12 protein-coding genes are annotated in these 18,252 nt (G+C 70.1%); 7 read left to right on the forward strand and 5 right to left on the reverse strand.

The window, feature by feature from the left end:
* Positions 1-17: 17 nt before the first annotated feature.
* A complete protein-coding gene (locus HEP73_RS04480; protein ID WP_255423668.1) occupies positions 18-3,179 on the reverse strand; it encodes a ligand-binding sensor domain-containing diguanylate cyclase in 3,162 nt (1,053 codons plus the stop codon).
* A 111-nt stretch (positions 3,180-3,290) separates the two neighbouring features.
* On the opposite strand from HEP73_RS04480, the gene HEP73_RS04485 reads away from it, so the two are divergent.
* Positions 3,291-3,929, forward strand: a complete 639-nt coding sequence (locus HEP73_RS04485) for a LuxR C-terminal-related transcriptional regulator (protein ID WP_185815305.1) — start codon at positions 3,291-3,293, stop codon at positions 3,927-3,929.
* 117 nt (positions 3,930-4,046) lie between these two features.
* Positions 4,047-4,388 carry a DUF5713 family protein gene (locus HEP73_RS04490; protein WP_185822280.1) on the forward strand — a complete coding sequence of 114 codons (342 nt, stop codon included), beginning with the start codon at positions 4,047-4,049 and terminating at the stop codon, positions 4,386-4,388.
* A gap of 647 nt (positions 4,389-5,035) precedes the next feature.
* On the opposite strand, the gene HEP73_RS04495 is transcribed toward HEP73_RS04490, so the two are convergent.
* On the reverse strand, positions 5,036-7,684 hold the full coding sequence (locus HEP73_RS04495; RefSeq protein ID WP_185822281.1) for a hybrid sensor histidine kinase/response regulator: 2,649 nt from the start codon (positions 7,682-7,684) through the stop codon (positions 5,036-5,038).
* A 268-nt stretch (positions 7,685-7,952) separates the two neighbouring features.
* On the reverse strand, positions 7,953-9,125 hold the full coding sequence (locus HEP73_RS04500; RefSeq protein WP_185822282.1) for an OprO/OprP family phosphate-selective porin: 1,173 nt from the start codon (positions 9,123-9,125) through the stop codon (positions 7,953-7,955).
* 474 nt (positions 9,126-9,599) lie between these two features.
* Between HEP73_RS04500 and HEP73_RS04505 the strand changes: the two genes are divergently transcribed.
* Both HEP73_RS04505 and HEP73_RS04510 read left to right on the forward strand, forming a co-directional pair.
* Entirely contained in the window at positions 9,600-10,964 is a 1,365-nt protein-coding gene (locus HEP73_RS04505) for a dicarboxylate/amino acid:cation symporter (protein WP_185822283.1), read from the forward strand.
* Positions 10,965-11,114: 150 nt separating this feature from the next.
* A complete protein-coding gene (locus HEP73_RS04510) occupies positions 11,115-13,409 on the forward strand; it encodes an NADP-dependent malic enzyme (RefSeq protein ID WP_185815310.1) in 2,295 nt (764 codons plus the stop codon).
* A gap of 458 nt (positions 13,410-13,867) precedes the next feature.
* Here the strand turns inward: HEP73_RS04510 and HEP73_RS04515 are convergent, their stop codons facing one another.
* Positions 13,868-14,107 carry a helix-turn-helix domain-containing protein gene (locus tag HEP73_RS04515; RefSeq protein WP_145703540.1) on the reverse strand — a complete coding sequence of 80 codons (240 nt, stop codon included), beginning with the start codon at positions 14,105-14,107 and terminating at the stop codon, positions 13,868-13,870.
* A 202-nt stretch (positions 14,108-14,309) separates the two neighbouring features.
* On the opposite strand from HEP73_RS04515, the gene HEP73_RS04520 reads away from it, so the two are divergent.
* Genes HEP73_RS04520 through HEP73_RS04530 form a run of 3 tightly spaced genes read left to right on the forward strand, consistent with a single transcriptional unit; the run spans position 14,310 to position 16,958 of the window.
* On the forward strand, positions 14,310-14,507 hold the full coding sequence (locus HEP73_RS04520; protein ID WP_184412051.1) for a zinc-finger domain-containing protein: 198 nt from the start codon (positions 14,310-14,312) through the stop codon (positions 14,505-14,507).
* Positions 14,508-14,518: 11 nt separating this feature from the next.
* Positions 14,519-15,631 carry a glycosyltransferase gene (locus HEP73_RS04525; RefSeq protein ID WP_185822284.1) on the forward strand — a complete coding sequence of 371 codons (1,113 nt, stop codon included), beginning with the start codon at positions 14,519-14,521 and terminating at the stop codon, positions 15,629-15,631.
* On the forward strand, positions 15,612-16,958 hold the full coding sequence (locus tag HEP73_RS04530; RefSeq protein ID WP_185822285.1) for an O-antigen ligase family protein: 1,347 nt from the start codon (positions 15,612-15,614) through the stop codon (positions 16,956-16,958). Before HEP73_RS04525 ends, HEP73_RS04530 begins: the two co-directional genes overlap by 20 nt.
* A gap of 280 nt (positions 16,959-17,238) precedes the next feature.
* Here HEP73_RS04530 and HEP73_RS04535 read toward each other — a convergent pair whose 3' ends face one another.
* Complete coding sequence (locus HEP73_RS04535; RefSeq protein ID WP_185822286.1) at positions 17,239-18,183, reverse strand: LpxL/LpxP family Kdo(2)-lipid IV(A) lauroyl/palmitoleoyl acyltransferase; 945 nt, start codon at positions 18,181-18,183, stop codon at positions 17,239-17,241.
* Positions 18,184-18,252: the final 69 nt, after the last annotated feature.

Genomic DNA, 18,252 nt, shown 5'->3' on the forward strand with positions numbered 1-18,252 from the left:
GCGGCGGGCGCCGGCGCTCAACGCGCGAAGTGCGGCGGCTGCGCGGTGGAGTGCACGATGCGCACGCTGTCGCCGAGCTGTTCGGGCGCGCCGCCGGCAAGCAAGGCCTGCACGCGCGGCCGGTCCGGCGCCGCGCCGGCGCCCAGCCCCACCCACGCGTTCTTGCCGGCGCCCTTGGCCGCGTACAGGCAGCGATCGGCCAGGCCCACGCTCTGCTCCCAATCGCCCAGCGCTGGCCATGCCGCCACCAACGGCCACGGCGCGAAACCGATCGAGCAGGTCAGGGTCAGTTCGCGCTGCTCCAGCGCGAAACGCTGCGCGGCCACCGCCGCGCGCAGGCGCTCGGCCAGCGCCTCGGCGGCGCCGTCGCGAGGCAGGCGGGTGACCAGCACGAATTCCTCGCCGCCCCAGCGCACCAGCAGGTCGCGCTCGCCGCACAGCGCGCGCAGGCTGTCGGCGCAGTGCACCAGCGCGGTGTCGCCGGCCTGGTGGCCGTAGTCGTCGTTGATGCGCTTGAAGTTGTCGATGTCGATCATGAAGAAATACAGCGCATCGGCGCTGCTGCCGGCGTCGAGTTGCGCGCGCAGCGCCGGGCATTCGCGGGCCAGCCAATCCTGCAGTTCGCGGCGATTGGAAACCCGGGTCAGCGGATCCAGGCGGGTGGCCGCTTCCAGTTGCGCATTGCTCTGCAGCAGTTGCTGGTTGGCGCGCTCCAGCTGCCGGGTGCGCTCGGCGACGGTGAGGTTCAGCAGTTCCACCATGTCGCGCTCGCGGTTGACCGTGCGGCGCACGCGCTGCGCGCCCAGGCCGAGCAGCAGCAGGCCCAGCAGCGCATAGCCTGCATACGCCAGCGGATGCCGCCATGGCGGCGGCCGCACCTCGATCTGCAGCGTGCGCGCTGCGCCGAACTGGCCGTCGCGCCCGGCCGCCTGCAGTTCCAGCGTGTAGCGGTCCGGCGGCAGATGGCTGACCGAGAATTCGCTGTGCGCGGTCTGCGGATAGATCCAGCCCTTGTGCAGGCCGTCCACCCGGTAGCGCAGCCGTGCCGTGCCCGGCGCGGTGAAGTCGATCGCGGTCATGCCCAGGGCGAACACGTTGTCGCGATAGTCCAGCGCGATGTCGTGCGCATACACCACGTCGGTCTCGGTCTGCCGCTTGCCGTCGTGGCTGCCTTCGCTGGCGTCGAGCACGCGCAGGTCGGTCAGCACCGCGCGTGCCGGGTGGCTGCGCAACGGCAGCTTGTGCGGGTCGATCACGTCCACGCCCTGCGTGCCGCCGAAATACAGCAGCCCGCGGCTGTCGCGATAGCCCTGGCCGCTGTTGTATTCCTGGTTCTGCAGGCCGTCGCGGCTGCCCAGGTTCTGCACGATGCGGGTGGCCGGATCGAGCACGCTCAGGCCGTTGTTGGTGCTCAGCCACAAGCGTCCCTGCGGATCCGGCAGGATGGTGTAGATGACGTTGCTGCTCAGGCCTTCGCGGTCGGTGTAGCGAACCGCGAGGTCGCGCTTCAGGTCCACCGCATACAGCCCGCCGGAGAACGTGCCTACCCACAGCACGCCGTCCTTTTCGTACAGCGCCCACACCGACGGATACAGGCCGGCGCCGCCGGGGCGGTAGGGCTCGGCCGGCCGGTCGCCGCGTATCCGCCACAGGCCGCAGTCGTTGCAGCCGATCCACAGCGTGCCCTGGGTGTCGCGGTACACCCGGGTCAGCATGCGCCCGGCCAGCGGCGCCCAGCGCGGATCGTCCTGCACGCGGCCGTCGACCACCCGGGTCAGCCCGCGGCGCGTGGCCACCCACAGCGTATCGCCCTCGCGCAGCAGGCCGTTGACGTGCGCATCGGCTAGCCCGTCCACGCGTGCCAGCGCGCCGTTTTCGTCCAGGCGCCACAGGCCGTGGCGGGTGCCCAGCCACCAGTGGCGGCCGTCGCCCTCGATGGCCCGCACCATGCGCGTGTCCAGCGCGGCCGGGACCTGCCAGGACGCGCGGCCGCGCTCGCGCAGCAACAACCCCTGGTCGGTGCCGATCAGCATGCGCGCGCCGTCGCGCCAGATGCTGCGCACGCTGGGACTGGGCCAGGCATGGGTGTCGCTGAGGTCTTCCTCGTCGTTGCGGATCACTGCCGACATCGGCCGCACCCGGTACAGGCCGGCGGTGTAGGTGCCGATCCACCAGGTGCCGTTGCCGTCCTGGTAGAACCGGGTGATGGCGCTTTGCGGCGGCACGTCGAAGCGCAGCCGCCGCGGCGTCGCCGCGTCCTTGTCCAGTTGCGTCACCGTGCCATTGGTGGAGCCGACCAGCACCCGCCCGTCGGCCAGGCGGATCAGCGCGCTGAGATCGCTGTGCGCGGTCAGCAGTTGCTGCGTGCTCCAGTGCGCGAGCGTGGCGCCTTGCGCATCGAGCTTGAACAGCCCGGCGCTGGCCGAGGCCAGCCACAGCCCCTCCGGCCCGGATTGCAGGCCCACGCATTCGTCGATGCCGGGCGGTGCCGGCAGCGCCTGGCGCGCGTTCGTGTCGAGCAGCCACAGCCGGCAGCGCCGGTCCAGCGCCACCGCGCGCTTGCCGTCGGGCATCCAGTTCAGGCCGACCACCGGCGCATCCCCGCCCAGCGGCAGCACCCGGCTCAGCGCCGTGTCGACGCGGTCGATGCCGTGCTCGGTGCCGAGCCAGGCGCCGCCGCGCGGATCGATCAGGATGTTGGTGATCCGGTTGTGGGACAGGCCGTTGGTCACTCCCAGTCGATGCCGCTTCCAGGTGGCCAGGTCGATCACCTCCAGGCCGGCGTCGTTGCTGCCCAGCCACAGGCGGGTGCCGCGGGATTCGAAGGCGAGGCTGTCGATGCTGCTGCTGAGCAGGCTTTGCCGGTCGCTGGCGTTGAGCTCGTGCCGGTAGACGCGGAACAGATGGCCGTCGAAGCGGTTCAGGCCCTCCTGCGTGGCGACCCACAGGAAGCCCTGGTCGTCGCTCTGCAGCGCGGTGATGGTGAGCTGCGAGAGCCCGTCGTCCAGGCCGAAATGCTCCAGGCTGCTCGGCAATTCGGTGTCGTCGCCAGTGCTGGCGGCGGTCGCGCCGACCGTCGCGGCCACGCTCGCGCCTGGCGCCAGCAGCGCCGCCAGCAGCGCGCAGCGGCACCCGGTCGGGCGCAGGCCGCGCAGCAGGGTCGAAAGGGTCCGGATCACGCCTCGCTATCGGCCGCCGGTGCTGCGGCTTGAACGCCGCCACTGCCGGGGGCGGGGCGATTCCTGGCGCAGGACCGGCACGGTGGCGGCCGCGCATGCCAGACTGTAGGCATGGATGCGCCCACGATTCTGGTCGCCGACGACCATCCCCTGTTCCGCGCCGCGGTGCTGCACGCGCTGCGCCAGGCCTTGCCGCGCGCGCGGGTGACCGAGGCGTCCAGCGCCGCCACGCTGGATGCCGCGCTGGCCGCGCAGGCGCACGTCGACCTGGTCCTGCTGGATCTGGCGATGCCTGGCGCGCGCGGCTTCTCGGCGCTGCTGCACGTGCGCGGCGAACGTCCGGAGGTGCCGGTGGTGGTGATCTCCTCCAACGACCACCCGCGGGTGATCCGCCGCGCGCAGCAGTTCGGCGCGGCCGGCTTCATTCCCAAATCCTCGCCGGCCGAGACCATCGGCATCGCGGTGGCGGCGGTGCTCGACGGCGGTACCTGGTTCCCGCCGCTGACCGCCGCGCGTTCGGAGGCCGACGCGCAACTGGCCGCGCGCCTGGCGCAGCTGACCCCGCAGCAGTTCCGCGTGCTGCTGTGCCTGGCCGACGGCCTGCTCAACAAGCAGATCGCCTACGAACTGGGCCTGGCCGAGAATACGGTCAAGGTGCATGTGACGGCGATCCTGAAAAAGCTCGAATGCCACAGCCGCACCCAGGCCGCGGTGCTGGTCAAGGCGCTGGAGCCGGAAGGCGAGGCCTGAACCCCGCGCGCGGCGATCGGCCATGCGGTTGGCCGGGAGCGTTTTCCGCCGCGCCCGGATACGCGATGCTATGCACTGGCGCCCGCGCTTCCTGCGGGCGGAAAGGATCACCGGACCATGCCTATCCGCAACGAGCAGATCGCCTACTACCCGTTCCTGCAGGAAATGCTGGACGACGATTATTTTCCTTCCTTCCTGGTCGGCAAGGGCCAGAAGATCCTGCTGCGGCTGTGCGAGGCAATCGAGTCGCAGGCCCCGCCGGACCTGCCGGCGCTGTACCGGCTCACCCACGCCGCCACCGAGGAATTCAACGCGCTGGCGCTGGAGTTCGAGGCGCACGACAGCGAGATCGAGACCGCCGCGCGCGACAACATCGGCGTGGACTTCCTGTATATCGCCAAGACCTATGGTTTCGATGCTGCCGATGCAGAAGAGTTGATCGCGCCGCGCGAGTGGTGAGCGGGGCGGTGGTGGATCGGGCGTCGGGGTCTGTGCACGGCGGCTGTTCCCTTCTCTCCTCGGGAGAAGGTGGCCCGAAGGGCCGGATGAGGGTACGGGCGCAGCCTCGTGCACCCAAACTCCGCGAGGCGCTGCGCACCGCACCCTCACCCCAACCCCTCTCCCGACGGGAGAGGGGCTAGTCGGCTGTTCCTTCTCCCATCGGGAGAAGGTGCCCCGCAGGGGCGGATGAGGGTACGGGCGAAGCCTCGCACACCAAACTCCGCGAGACGCTTCGCGCCGGACCCTCACCCCAACCCCTCTCCCGAGGGGAGAGGGGCTAGCTGGCTGTTCCTTCTCCCGTCGGGAGAAGGTGCCCCGCAGGGGGCGGATGAGGGTCCGGGCGCAGCCTCGCGCACCCAACTCCGCGAGCCGCTGCGCGCCGGACCCTCACCCCAACCCCTCTCCCGATGGGAGAGGGGCTAGCGCTGCTCCCTTCTCCCATCGGGAGAAGGTGCCCCGCAGGGGCGGATGAGGGTACGTGCGCAGCCTCGCGCACCCAATTCCACGAGCCGCTTCGCGCCGGACCCTCACCCCAACCCCTCTCCCGAGGGGAGAGGGGCTAAGGCATGCCGCGGCTGCTCCCTTTCGCCTTCTGCGAAAGGGGCTCAACCGCGTCGCAACAGCATCTGCGTCATCAGCGCGCGTAGTGCCGGCGCGCGCACTGGCTTGGACAGGAAGCCCCAGCCGTGCTCCTGGGCCAGCGCGCGTAGCGCCGGGTCCGGTTCGGCGGTGACCAGGATCACCCGCGGTTCGGCGTTCCAGCGCCCGCACAGTTGCGCGAACAAGGCCGGGCCGTCGCGCTCGCCCATGCGCACGTCCAGCAGCACCAGCTCCGGCGCCTGCGCCGGTTGCGCCGCTGCCAGCGCCTCCTCCGGGCCGGCGGCCAGTTCCACCCGGCAGGCCCAGCGTTCCAGCAGCGCGCGGCTGGCTTCGCACACGCGCGGGTCGTCGTCGATGCACCACACCCGGCAGCCATGCAGGATCGGGTCGTCGCCGTTGTCGCTGGCCACCGCGGTCGGCGCCTGCGCCTGCGCCGCGGCGGCGGCGTCGCCCAGCGCCACGGTGACCGCGAACACACTGCCGCGGCCGAGCTGCGAGCGCAGGCCGATGCGGTGCCCGAGCAGGCGGCCGATGCGCTCCACGATGGCCAGGCCCAGCCCGGCGCCGCGGTCGTGGGCGACGCCGTCGCCGAGGCGGCGGAACTCTTCGAAGATCTCCTGCTGCAGCGCCTCGGGGATGCCCGGGCCTTGGTCGTGGACCTCGATGCGCAGGCTGTCGCCGTCGCGGCGGCAGCCGAGCAGCACGCGGCCGCGCGGGGTGTAGCGCACCGCGTTGGACAGGAAGTTCTGCAGGATGCGCCGCAGCAGGGTCTCGTCGCTGCGCACGGCGGCGCGCGTGGGCACGTAGTCCAGATGCAGGCCGCGGTCTTCGGCGACGATGCCGAACTCGTGCGCCAGGGTCTGCAGCAGCGGCCCCAGCGCGAAGTCGCGCACCTGCGTCTTCAGCGTGCCCGCTTCCAGCCGCGAGATGTCCAGCAGGCTGTTGAGGATCGCGTCCTGCGCGACCAGCGCGTTGTCGACATGATCGGCGATCTGCCGCGCGTCGGCGTCGTGTAGCCTGCCGCGCAACGCCGAGACGAACATGCGCGCGGCGTTGAGCGGTTGCAGCAGGTCGTGCACCGCCGAGGCGACGAAGCGGGTCTTGTAGCGATTGGCGTTCTCGGCCTCGCGCTTGGCGTCGGCCAGGTCGCGGGTGCGCTCGGCGACGCGGTGCTCCAGCGCGTCGGCCAACGAACGCAGTTCGCGCGCGGCGTTCTTGTAGCTGGTGATGTCGGCATAGCTGGTGACGAAACCGCCGTCGGGCAGCGGATTGCCGCGGATTTCCAGCACCGTGCCGTCGTCCTTCTCGCTCTCGCGCATGTGCGGGCGGCCGCTGCGCAGATGGTCGAGGCGGCGCTGGATCGCCGCTTCTACCGGGCCGGGGCCGAGCAGGCCGCGGCGCGCGTTGTAGCGGAACACGTCCTCGATCGGGCGGCCGATGCGGATCAGCTCCGGCGGGAAGCGGAAGATCTCCAGGTAGCGCGAATTCCACGCCACCAGGCGCAACTGCGCGTCGATGATCACCACGCCCTGCGGCAGGTGCTCCAGGCTGCGGCTGAGGCCGGTATCGGCCTGCTGCGCGGCCTGCACCACGCCGTCCTGCGCGGTACGCAGTTCCTGCGCATGCTGTTGCAGCAGCGACTCCAGTTCGCGCCGGCTGCGCTGGCGCAGCCGCGCCAGGCGCTGGCGTTGCTGGAACAGCAGGCCCAGGAACACCAGCGCCAGCCAGATGCCGGCCGCGGCCAGCGCGGCGGCGCGGCCGGCGGCGCGGCTGCCGCCGATGTCGTGCAGCAGGTGCAGGCGCCAGCCGCTTTCCTGCAGCGCCATGCTCTGCCACAGCAGCGGCGCGCGCTGCGCAGGCGCATCGATGCGCATCACCTGGCCGCCGTCGTCCAGCGTGGCCAGGCTGCGCCGCTGCGCCGGCAGCAAGGTCTGCCGCGCGTATTGGCGGGTGGCCAGCAGTTCGTCGCGTTCGTGCGCGCTGAGCGGCTGCAGCTGGCGGTAGCGCCAGGCGTCGCGGCTGGACAGGAACACCACGCCATGGCGATCGCTGACCAGCACCACGTCGGGCACGCGCAGCCATTCGCGTTCCAGCGCGGCCAGTTCGATCTTGATCACGATCACGCCGAGGGTGCGTCCGGCCTCGTCGCGGATCGCCTGCGACAGGAAATAGCCGGGCACGCCGGTGGTCATGCCGATGCCGTAGAAACGGCCGCTGCCCTGCGCCAGCGCCTGCTTCACGTAGGGGCGGAAGCTGTAGTCGGCGCCGACGTTGCTGCTGGCCAGGCGCCAGTTGCTGGCGGCCACCGCCACCCCGTCGGCATCGATCAGGGTCAGCGTCGAGGAGCGGGTGACGTCGTTGGCGCGCTCCAGCTTCAGGTTCAGCCGCTGGTGCGCGGCCGGATCCAGCGGCCTGGTCAACGCCTCGCGCAGTTCCGGATCCAGTGCCAGCACCTGTGGCAGCGTGCGGTAGCGGTCGATGCGCTGCTGCAGGGTCTGCGCGTACAGCTCCAGTTGCTGGCGCAGTTGCCGGCTCTCGGCGCGCAGCGCGCGCTGTTCGGCGAAATGCCCGGCCGACAGCATCGCCAACGCCATGCCGCCGAGGGCGGCGAGCAGCAGCAGGGCGAAGCGGCGATAGCGCAGGGGGGGATACATGCGGCGGAGTGGGCGCGGTCGGGACGGTATCCTGCCAGCTTAGCGGCAGCGGCACGCGTGCTGGTGGCGATGCGTTCCGCGGAAGGTTGCGCTAGGCGTTCCCGCCGTGTCGCGGCGAGCGCGCATGCGGCCGATGCAGCCGGGTTGCCGAACGCGCAACGGCAGCGCCGGCCCAGATGCGGAGGGCCGACGCTGCCGTCGCGTGTCTTCGTTGCGAACGCACCTCGATCGGGCAGTGCCGATCGAGATGCGGATCAGGACCTGCCGATCAGAACTGCACCTGCGCGCGCAGGTCGATCGAGTCCGGCTTGGTGTGCACGCCGGCGCGCTCGGCATCGGCGCGCACGTAGTTGGCCTGGAACTTGAAGTGGCTGGTCAGGTACCAGTTGGCGCCCACGGTCCAGTCGTGCTGGCGGCCGCCGAGCACGCTGCCGTCGTCCAGATCCAGGCGGCTGTAGCGCAGCAGCACTTCGACCGCGCCGTAGGCGTTGGCCGGCTTGACGTTGGCCACGTTGCCGGCGCTGTACGGGCGCGACTCACCGGTCAGCACGTAGCTGGCGAACACGTACTGGCCGTCGGCGGTGTAGTCCGGGCGGCCGTTGTCGCGGGTGACCTCGGCGCGCAGCGCTTCGCCCTGCATCGAGAACGGACCCTTGATCCAGATTCCCTCCAGGCCGGTGCGGCGCACCTGGTCGGCATCGACCAGGGTGCCCGAATCGACCAGGCGCACGTCGGTCAGGCCGGCTTCCGGACGCGCACGCAGGCGCACGCGCGGGCTGAAGCTCACGTCCAGGCCGTTGTGGTAGCCGCGCGGGTTTTCCTGCGAATACGCCAGGCCCAGATGCAGCACGTCGCCGTCGGCCTTGAACGGGGTCCACACGCCGCGCACCGCCTGGGTGGTGCCGGGGTTGTCGCCCTGCAGGTCCTTGCCGCCGTACGCGCCGGCCTGCAGCAGGTACTGCGGACGCTCGAAGGTCCACTCCACGCCGGTGCGGCGGCCCTGGTAGATCGCCTGGATCGGCAGCGCGGTTTCCAGGAAGCTGTCGGCGCGCGAACTGGTCACGCCTTCCAGGCCGACCGGCACCTTGATGTAGCCCAGCCGCACCTTGCCGTAGTCGCTGCCGAACAGCGCCTTGGTCTCGAAGCGGAAGAACACGTCCAGCCACAGCTTGGACTGGAAGTCGAAGTACACCATCGCGTCGTACACGCCCTTCTTCTTCAGCGTGGCGCCGAATTCCTTGCGGCGGAACGCGTTGTCGTCTTCCAGGCGCGCGTCGTCGTCGGAGAAGTTGTTCCAGTCGTAGCCGTAGTTGCCGGTTACGGCCAGTTCGGTGCCGTCGCTGAAGGCGACCTTGGTCGGCCAATCGTCGAACCCGCTGGCGGCAGCGGCGGGAGCGGCGGCGGTCAGGCACAGCGCGGCGAAGAGAAGGGTATGGCGCATGGTGTGATGTCTTCTTGATGAGGAAAAAAGCGCGCCGGCACTCGACAGACGGGACGGCAAGGCTTGCGCGGGCGGTGCAGCGTGATGCCGACCACGACCTTCCCTCGGCCGTGGTGCGGGGCGCATCGCCGGAACAACGAGCCGCCCGCATGCAATAGCGGGCGCATCCGGCGGTTCTTTACAGCGATGTTGCGATCCTGCGACGGCGCATCGCCCCTGAATACGCATGCGACGCCGGCAGCGCCGGCGGCAGATCGGCAGGCGACGCGGTATCGGCGGGCATTTACCTGGCCGGCATCGCGCGTCGCACCTCCCTCCCGTGAGCGTGCCGGAACACTGTAACTGCGTCGGCGGCGTCGCGAACAGGGAACTAGTACCAATAGGTTATCTGCTTAGAAGCGGGCGCCGCGTACAAAGGCAGCATTCCGCGACCTGCGTCGGGTTGCCGTTCTACATCCGCTCCGGAGCGCTCACATGCATATCCCCGCTTCCCCTGCCGGCCCAGCGCCGCGTCCTGTGCCGTTCTATAGGCATACGTACGTCCAGGTGCTGGTCGCCATCGTCATCGGTGCCTTGCTCGGCCATCTGGAGCCGTCCTGGGGCACCCAGCTCAAGCCGCTGGCCGACGCGTTCATCAAGCTGGTGAAGATGATCATCGCGCCGGTGATCTTCCTGACCATCGTCACCGGCATCGCCGGCATGACCCAGCTGAAGACGGTGGGCCGCGTCTTCGTCAAGGCGATGGTGTACTTCCTGTTCTTCTCCACGCTGGCACTGGTGGTCGGCATGATCGTCGCGCACGTGGTGCAGCCCGGCGCGGGCATGAACGTCAATCTGGCGACGCTGGACCAGAGCAAGGTCGCCAGCTACGTGCAGAAGTCGCACGACCTGACCCTGGTCGGCTTCTTGATGGACATCATTCCCAATTCTCTGATCGGCGCGTTCACTGGCGACCAGGTGGTCAACGGCAAGTTGGCCGGCCCCAATGTGCTGCAGGTGCTGTTCGTCGCCGTGCTGTTTGGCGTGTCGCTGGCCCTGGTCGGCGAGCGCGGCAAGCCGGTGGTGAACCTGCTGGAGGCGCTGATCGCGCCGGTGTTCAAGCTGGTGCACATCCTGATGAAGACCGCGCCGATCGGCGCGCTGGGCGCTATCGCCTACACCATCGGCGAACACGGCCTGCATTCGCTGGTGCAGCTGGCCTGGCTGGTCGGTTCGTTCTACGTCACGTCCTTGCTGTTCGTGTTGGTGATCCTCGGCGCCGTGGCGTACCTGTGCGGGTTCTCGATCTTCAAGCTGATCCGCTATCTGAAGGCGGAGTTGTTGCTGGTGCTGGGCACGTCCTCGTCCGAATCGGCGCTGCCGTCGTTGATGGAGAAGATGGAAAAGGCCGGTTGCGAGAAGTCGGTGGTCGGGCTGGTGGTGCCCACCGGCTATTCGTTCAACCTGGACGGCACCAACATCTACATGACCCTGGCGGCGCTGTTCATCGCCCAGGCCACCAACACCGAACTGACCCTGTGGCACCAGATCACGCTGTTGCTGGTGGCGATGCTCAGCTCCAAGGGCGCCGCGGGCGTGACCGGCGCCGGCTTCATCACCCTGGCGGCGACGCTGGCCGTGGTGCCGGAAGTGCCGGTGGCCGGCATGGCGCTGATCCTGGGCGTGGACCGCTTCATGAGCGAGTGCCGTTCGCTGACCAACTTCATGGGCAACGCGGTGGCCACGGTGGTGGTCTCGCGCTGGGAGAACGCGCTGGACCGCGATCGCCTGCGTCTGGCGCTGGACGGCGAGGCCGTGCCGCTGCCGGCGGTGACGGCCGAACCGCTCGCCGCCCGCTGATCCGCTGCAGCGTACGACGCGCCGGCATTGCCGGCGCGTCGCTTTTTTTCAGGTGCCGGCGCGCGCGGCGACAGCCGCCAGACAGGACCGGCCATGGCCGCGGAGAGTAGAATTCCAAGCCTCCGCGCCTTTCGACAAAAGAAGCCCTCGATGTCAAACGACGATTTCAAACAGGCCGCCCTCGACTATCACCGCCAGCAGCCGCCGGGCAAGATCAAGGTCGCGGCGACCAAGCCGATGCTGACCCAGCGCGACCTGTCGCTGGCCTATTCGCCAGGCGTGGCGTTCGCCTGCGAAGCGATCGTCGCCGATCCGCAACAGGCCAGCGAGCTGACCGCGCGCGGCAACCTGGTCGCGGTGATCAGCAACGGCACCGCGGTGCTGGGCCTGGGCAACATCGGCCCGCTGGCGTCCAAGCCGGTGATGGAAGGCAAGGGCGTGCTGTTCCAGAAGTTCGCCGGCATCGACGTGTTCGACATCGAGATCAACGAGAACGATCCGGACAAGCTGGTCGACATCATCGCCAGTCTGGAGCCGACCTTCGGCGGCATCAACCTGGAAGACATCAAGGCGCCGGAGTGCTTCATCGTCGAGCGCAAGCTGCGCGAGCGGATGAACATCCCGGTGTTCCACGACGACCAGCACGGCACCGCGATCATCGTCGGCGCCGCGGTGCTCAACGCGCTGGTCGTCACCGGCAAGAAGATCGAGGACGTCAAGCTCGCCACCACCGGCATGGGCGCGGCGGGCATCTCCTGCGTCAACATGCTGGTCTCGCTGGGCCTGAAGCCGGAGAACATCCTGGCGCTGGACCGCGACGGCGTGATCCATACCGGCCGCACCGATCTGGATCCGGACAAGCAGCGCTACGCGCGCGACACCGACAAGCGCACCCTGGCCGAGATCGTCGAGGGCGCGGACATCTTCCTCGGCCTGTCGGCCGCCGGCATCCTCAAGCCGGAGATGGTGGCGACGATGGCGGCGCAGCCGGTGATCTTCGCGCTGGCCAATCCCAATCCGGAAATCACCCCGGAGGCGGCCAAGGCGGTGCGCCCGGACGCGATCATCGGCACCGGCCGTTCGGACTACCCGAACCAGATCAACAACGTGCTGTGCTTCCCGTACCTGTTCCGCGGCGCGCTCGACGTCGGCGCCACCGGCATCAACGAGGCGATGAAGATCGCCTGCGTCAAGGCGATCGCGGCGATGGCGCGGCGCGAGGCTTCCGACCTGGGCGCGGCCTACGGCGGCGAGACCCCGAGCTTCGGCCCCGATTACCTGATTCCGCGGCCGCTGGATCCGCGCCTGCTGGTCGAGCTGTCCTCGGCGGTGGCGCAGGCGGCGATGGACTCGGGCGTGGCCACGCGCCCGATCGCCGACATGGAGGCCTATCGCGACAAGCTCGGCCAGTTCGTCTACCGCACCAGCCTGATGATGAAGCCGGTCTACGACCGCGCCCGCGCCGACAAGCAGCGCGTGGTCTATGCCGAGGGCGAAGAGGAAGTGGTGCTGCGCGCGGTGCAGAGCGTGATCGACGAAGGCCTGGCGTTCCCGATCCTGATCGGCCGCCCGGATGTGATCGAGGCGCGCATCCAGCGCCTGGGCCTGCGCATCACCGCTGGCGTGGACTTCGAGATCACCAACATCCACGACGATCCGCGCTTCAACGACTATTGGCAGTACTACCACTCGTTGACCGAGCGCCGCGGCGTCACCGTCACCGCGGCCAAGGAACTGATGCGCTCGCGGCCGACGCTGATCGCCGCGGTGATGGTCGCGCGCGGCGAAGCCGATGCGCTGCTCACCGGCGTGGTCGGCCGCTTCCACAAGAAGCTCGGCTATGCGCGCAGCGTGATTCCGCTGGAACCGCGGGTCAGCTCGACCTCGGCGATGACCGGGGTGATCAACCAATTGGGCGCGTTCTTCTTTCTCGATACGCACGTGCAGGAAGATCCGAGCGTGGAGCAGATCGTCGAGGCCACGCTGCAGGCCGCATTCCGACTCAGGCTGTTCGGCATCGAGCCGAATATCGCGCTGCTGTCGCATTCCAACTTCGGCAGCCACGACTCGCGCGACGCGCTGAAGATGCGCCAGGTGCGCGAGGCGCTGCTCAAGCGCAAGCCCGAACTCAACATCGACGGCGAGATGCAGGGCGACACCGCCTGGGACGAAGCGCTGCGCAAGCAGATCATGCCCAACAGCACCTTGAAGGGTCGCGCCAACCTGTTCGTGCTGCCTAACCTGGAAGCGGCCAACATCGCCTACAACCTGGTGCGCGTGTTCACCGATGGCGTGGCGATCGGCCCGATCCTGATGGGCATCTCCAAGCCGGTGCACATCCTCACCACCAGTGCCACCTCGCGCCGGGTGATGAACATGACCGCGATCGCCGCGGTCGATGCGCAGATCCGCAAGCAGCTGGAAGCGGAGAAGAGCGCGCCGTAAGCAAGCGCTCCGGCGCGTTCGGTACGCATGCGCGCAGCCGTTGATGGCTGCGCGTTTCGCTGCAGTCGTCCGGATCGGTTGGTGTGCGTACGGCGGGCTGCCTGCAGCGGGTCCCTGTAGGTCATTGCGTCGGACTTGTCCGGTTCCCCGCCGAGATCACCAATCCGGCGATGGGCCGCACGGCGCGCACGCGCTTCGCGGATGGCCGAGTGAAGCAGCGGGGTCTGGTCGACCAGGCCTGAGGCGGGTCGAAGTCAAAGCAGGCTGGTTTGGCGCCTGGCCACGGAATGCCGTGAACGCGCTAAAAGCAGGCGCGATCAGAGCGTGGCGCGTGAACGACTTAGAAGTTGCTGCGCAAAAACCTGCCGCAAGATGCGCAAAAGCACGACGCCATGCGGCGCCCGCCAACGCGTTTGCGCAGGATCGACCGCGGCGCCACAGCGGGCGCCGCAGCGCGCTCAGGCCAGGCGCTTGCCTACCGGCAGCGGCAGGCTTTCGTGGTCGCCCTGGTTCAGCTTGGACGGCTTGCCGGTCAACAGCACATAGGCATCGACGCCGGTAAGTTCGGCAATCTTCAGCAAATGCCGGGCATTGGGAACGGAACGATTGTTCTCCCAGTGACCCAGGGTGCTATGCGCCACGCCCAGCAAGGCCGCCAGTTCGCGCAGCGTGAAACCGGCATTGCGCCGCGCCTGCATCAATCGCACACCTATATCCACGGGACACCTCAGAGCGGCATGGTTGCGCCGCGTCCCCCGAGCATAGTGGATGTCATCGCTTGGCATCAAGCCGACAGGAACGGACAAACTCGGGACAGGACAGGCGCGGCGTTTCCTGGCCGGCGCGCGCCTGGGGCGGGCTGCTAGAATTCCCCGTCTCCTCCCGCCGTGTCCCACCGCCATGAGCCATACCGCCACCGCGCCCGCCAATGCAGAGAAGCGCTACACCGTGCACCGCGCCGACCTGCCGCTGAGCTGCCCGACCCCGGAGATGGCGTTGTGGAACTCGCATCCGCGGGTCTATCTGCCGGTGGACGAAGAACCCAGCCACGAGGCCCAGTGCCCTTACTGCGGCGCGGTCTTCGTGCTGGTCGACTGACCGCCGGGTCGATGCACCGCCTGACCGTGGTGCAGCTGCTGCCGGCGCTGGAGTCCGGCGGCGTGGAACGCTCCACCCTGGAAATCGCCGCGGCGCTGGTCGCTGCCGGGCATCGCGCGCTGGTGGTGTCGGCCGGCGGTCGCCTGTTGCCGGCGCTGGCCGCGACCGGCGCCGAGCACATCGCGCTGGACATCGGCCGCAAGTCGCTGCTGAGCCTGCGCCATGTGCCGACGCTGCGGCGCCTGTTCGTGCGCGAGCGGGTGGACATCGTGCATGCGCGCTCGCGGCTGCCGGCCTGGCTCGGCTGGCACGCGCTGCGCGGGTTGCCGGCGGCGCAGCGGCCGCGCTTCGTCACCACCGTGCACGGGCTCAATTCGCCCAGCCGCTACAGCGCGATCATGGCCCGCGGCGAGCGCGCGATCTGCGTGTCGGCCACGGTCCGCGACTACGTGCTGCGCCACTACCCGCAGACCGACCCGGCGCGGCTGCGGGTGATCCCGCGCGGCATCGACCCGGCGCAGTTCCCGCGCCGTGCGCAGCCCGATGCGGCCGCGCGCGCCTGGGCCGCGAGCGAGGCGCCGGCAACCGCCGGCAGCGGCCCGCTGCTGCTGTTGCCGGGCCGCGGCACCCGCCTGAAGGGCCACGCCGATGCACTGCACCTGCTCGCCGCGCTGCGCGCCGACGGCAGCGACGCACGGCTGTGGCTGCCCGGCGCGCGCGAGGCCGGGCGCGAGGCCTACCTGCAAGAGCTGGAGGCCGAGGCCGCCGCGCTGAGCATCGCCGACGCGATCGCGTTCACCGCGCCCACTGCGCGCATCGCCGAGGCCTATGCCGCCAGCGATCTGGTGCTGCAGCTGTCGCGCAAGCCGGAAGCGTTCGGCCGCACCGTGGTCGAGGCGCTGGCGGTGGGGCGGCCGGTGCTGGGCTGGGCGCACGGCGGCGCCGGCGAACTGCTGGCGCAGCTGCAGCCGTCCGGTGCGGTTCCCGCGTTCGATCCGGTGGCCCTGCACGCGGCGGCGGCGCGCCTGCTGGCGCAACCGCCGGCACCGCCGGCGCAGATCCCCTACACGCTGCAGGCGATGCAGCACGCGACCCTGGCGGTGTATGACGAACTCCGGCGCTGATTCCTCTCTGCTCGCGCCGCTGACGCCGGCGCGCAGCGAACGCTGGGCCCCGGTCTGGGTGCTGGCGTTCGTGGCGCTGTGGCCGGCGCCCGGCCTGGCCGCCGGCGTGCTCGCGCTGGGCGCGCTGGCGACCCTGGCGCGGCTGCTGCACAGCCGCTTCCGCGGCGGCGCCAGCCTGCTCAGCGGCCCGGCGTGGGCGCTGACCACGCTGCTGTTCCTGAGCTACTGGTTGCCGCAGCCGCTGTCGGCGCTGGATGCGGTGGACGTGCCGCTGGCGCTGCGCGAATCGGCGGTGGACCTGCGCTTCCTGCCGTTCCTGTGGCTGGTGGCGATGGCGGTGGCGACGCCGCGCGGCCGCCGCACCACCTTCAACGGGCTGGCGGTCATCGCCGCGATCTGGACCGTGGATGCGCTGGCGCAGGCGCTGTGCGGCACCAGTCCGCTGTTCTGGTCGATGGACCAGCTGAAGTGGGCGATCAACCACCACGGCCTGTGCACGCCGCAGGAAATCGCGCTGGCCGACCGCCTCAGCGGCGTGTTCGGCCCGTGCAACCTCAAGTTCGGCCAAGTGCTGGCCAGCCTGTCGCCGTTCCTGCTGTTCGCGGCCGGGCGCCGCGGCGGCGCCTGGGGCTGGCTGCTCGCCGCCGCAGCGGTGGGGGTGGTGCTGGTGCTGGCCGGGTCGCGTGCGTCGTGGATCACCTACGCCCTGGTGCTGCTGCTGTCGGGCTGGCGCCTGCTGGGCCTGCGCCGGATGCTGGCGCTGGGCGTGGCCGCGGTGCTGGTCGCTGGCGTGCTCGGCGCGCTCTCGCCGCAGGTGCGCGAACGCTTCGCCCGCACCACGCTGGCGCTGAGCGGGCGCGCGGCCGACGTGAACGCGGCGCTGGCCGGACGCACCCAGATCTGGGACGCCTCGTGGTGCATGATCCGCCAGCATCCGCTCAACGGCGTCGGCGTGCGCGGCTTCCGCGAAGCCTATGTGGCCTGCGACCCGGATCCGGCGCATGGCGGCGCCTGGGGCCGCGAGCCGGCCTTCCATGCCCACCAGATCGTGCTCGAAGTGCTCAGCGAGACCGGCGTGATCGGCTTGCTGCTGTGGCTGGCCGGCGCCGCGCAGGCGTGGCGCGCCTGGCGCTACGCCTCGCCACAGGCGCGCGAACGGGCACGGCCGGCGATGCTGGCGTTGCTGGTGACGGTATTCCCGTTCAACACCCACCTGGCGTTCTATTCGTCGTTCTGGGGCTCGCTGGCGCTGATGCTGGTCGGCCTGTATGTCGGCGCGCTGCTGGCCGAGGAGCGCGACGCCGAGGGCGCTGCAGGAACTGTGTAGCCCCTCTCCCACCGGCGACCGAAGGGAGTCCCCTGGGGGAGATGGGTTGGGGTGAGGGTCCGGCGCGAAGCGTCTCGCGCGGTTTGGGTGCACGAGGCTGCGCTCGTACCCTCATCCGCCCCTTCGGGGCACCTTCCCCCGAAAAGGGGGCCATGGTCCCGGTGGGAGAAGGGAACAGCCGAGCCCCTCTCTCACCGGGAGAGGGGTTGGGGTGAGGGTCCGGCGCGAAAGCGACTCGCAGAGTTGAGCGCGCGAGGCCGCGCCCGCACCCACGTCGCGCTCAATCGCGCTCGTAGAACGTACTGCGGCCGCCAGGCTGGCGCTTGAAGCGGCGGTGGATCCACAGGTATTGCGCAGGCGCTTCGCGCACCATCGCCTCGATCGCGGCATTGACCCGCGCGGTGTCGGCGACCATGTCCTGCGACGGGAAATTTTCCAGTGGCGGGGCGATGCGCAGCACGTAGTCGGCGCCTTCGCGGCGGTGGAAATACGGCACCACCGCGCAGCCGGTCAGCCGCGCCAATTGGTGCGTGGCGGTGATGGTGGAGGCGGGCATGCCGAAGAACGGCACGAACACCGTGTCCTTGCCGCGCATGTCCTGGTCCGGCGCGTACCACAGGAAGCCGCCGCGCTTGAGGTGGCGCACGCTGCCGCGCAGGTCCTCGTTGGCGAACATGGCGATGGCGTAGCGCAGGCGGCCGCGCTTGACCGCCCATTCGAACACCGGGTTGCGGTGGCGGCGGTACATGCCGGCCAGCGGCACGTACTGGCACAGCAGCCGGCCGCACATCTCCAAGGTCATGAAATGGCCCGATACCAGCAGCACGCCGCGCCCCTGCGCCTGCAGTGCGCGCAGGTGCTCCAGGCCCTCGATGCGGGTGCGGCGGCGGATCGGGCCGATGCTGCCCCACCAGGCGCGCGCGAACTCGAATACGCCCACGCCCAGCGCATCGAAGCTGTCGTGCAGCAGGCGCGTGCGCCAGGCCTCGCTCTGTTCGGGGAAGCACAGCTTCAGGTTGACCTCGGCGGCATGGCGGCGGCTGCTGGCCAGGCGCAACGCGATCCAGCCGACGCCGCGGCCGAGCGCGCGTTGCAGCAGCCAGGGCAGCCGCGCGATGGCCACGGCGATGCCGAGCAGCAGCCAGGTCGGCCAGTGCCGCGGCGAGCGCGGCGGCGGCGTGGCCGTGGTGGCGGCGGACGGAAGAGCGGGGGTCGGATCGGACATGCGCCAAGTTTAGCCGGGAGCGGCGGCATCGGTGCTGCAGCGCGGCGCCAGCGCTTGCCGGCGGCGGCC

Origin of the sequence: Xanthomonas sp. GW (genome assembly GCF_014236815.1) — a bacterium.
In the GTDB taxonomy this organism is placed as follows: domain Bacteria; phylum Pseudomonadota; class Gammaproteobacteria; order Xanthomonadales; family Xanthomonadaceae; genus Xanthomonas_A.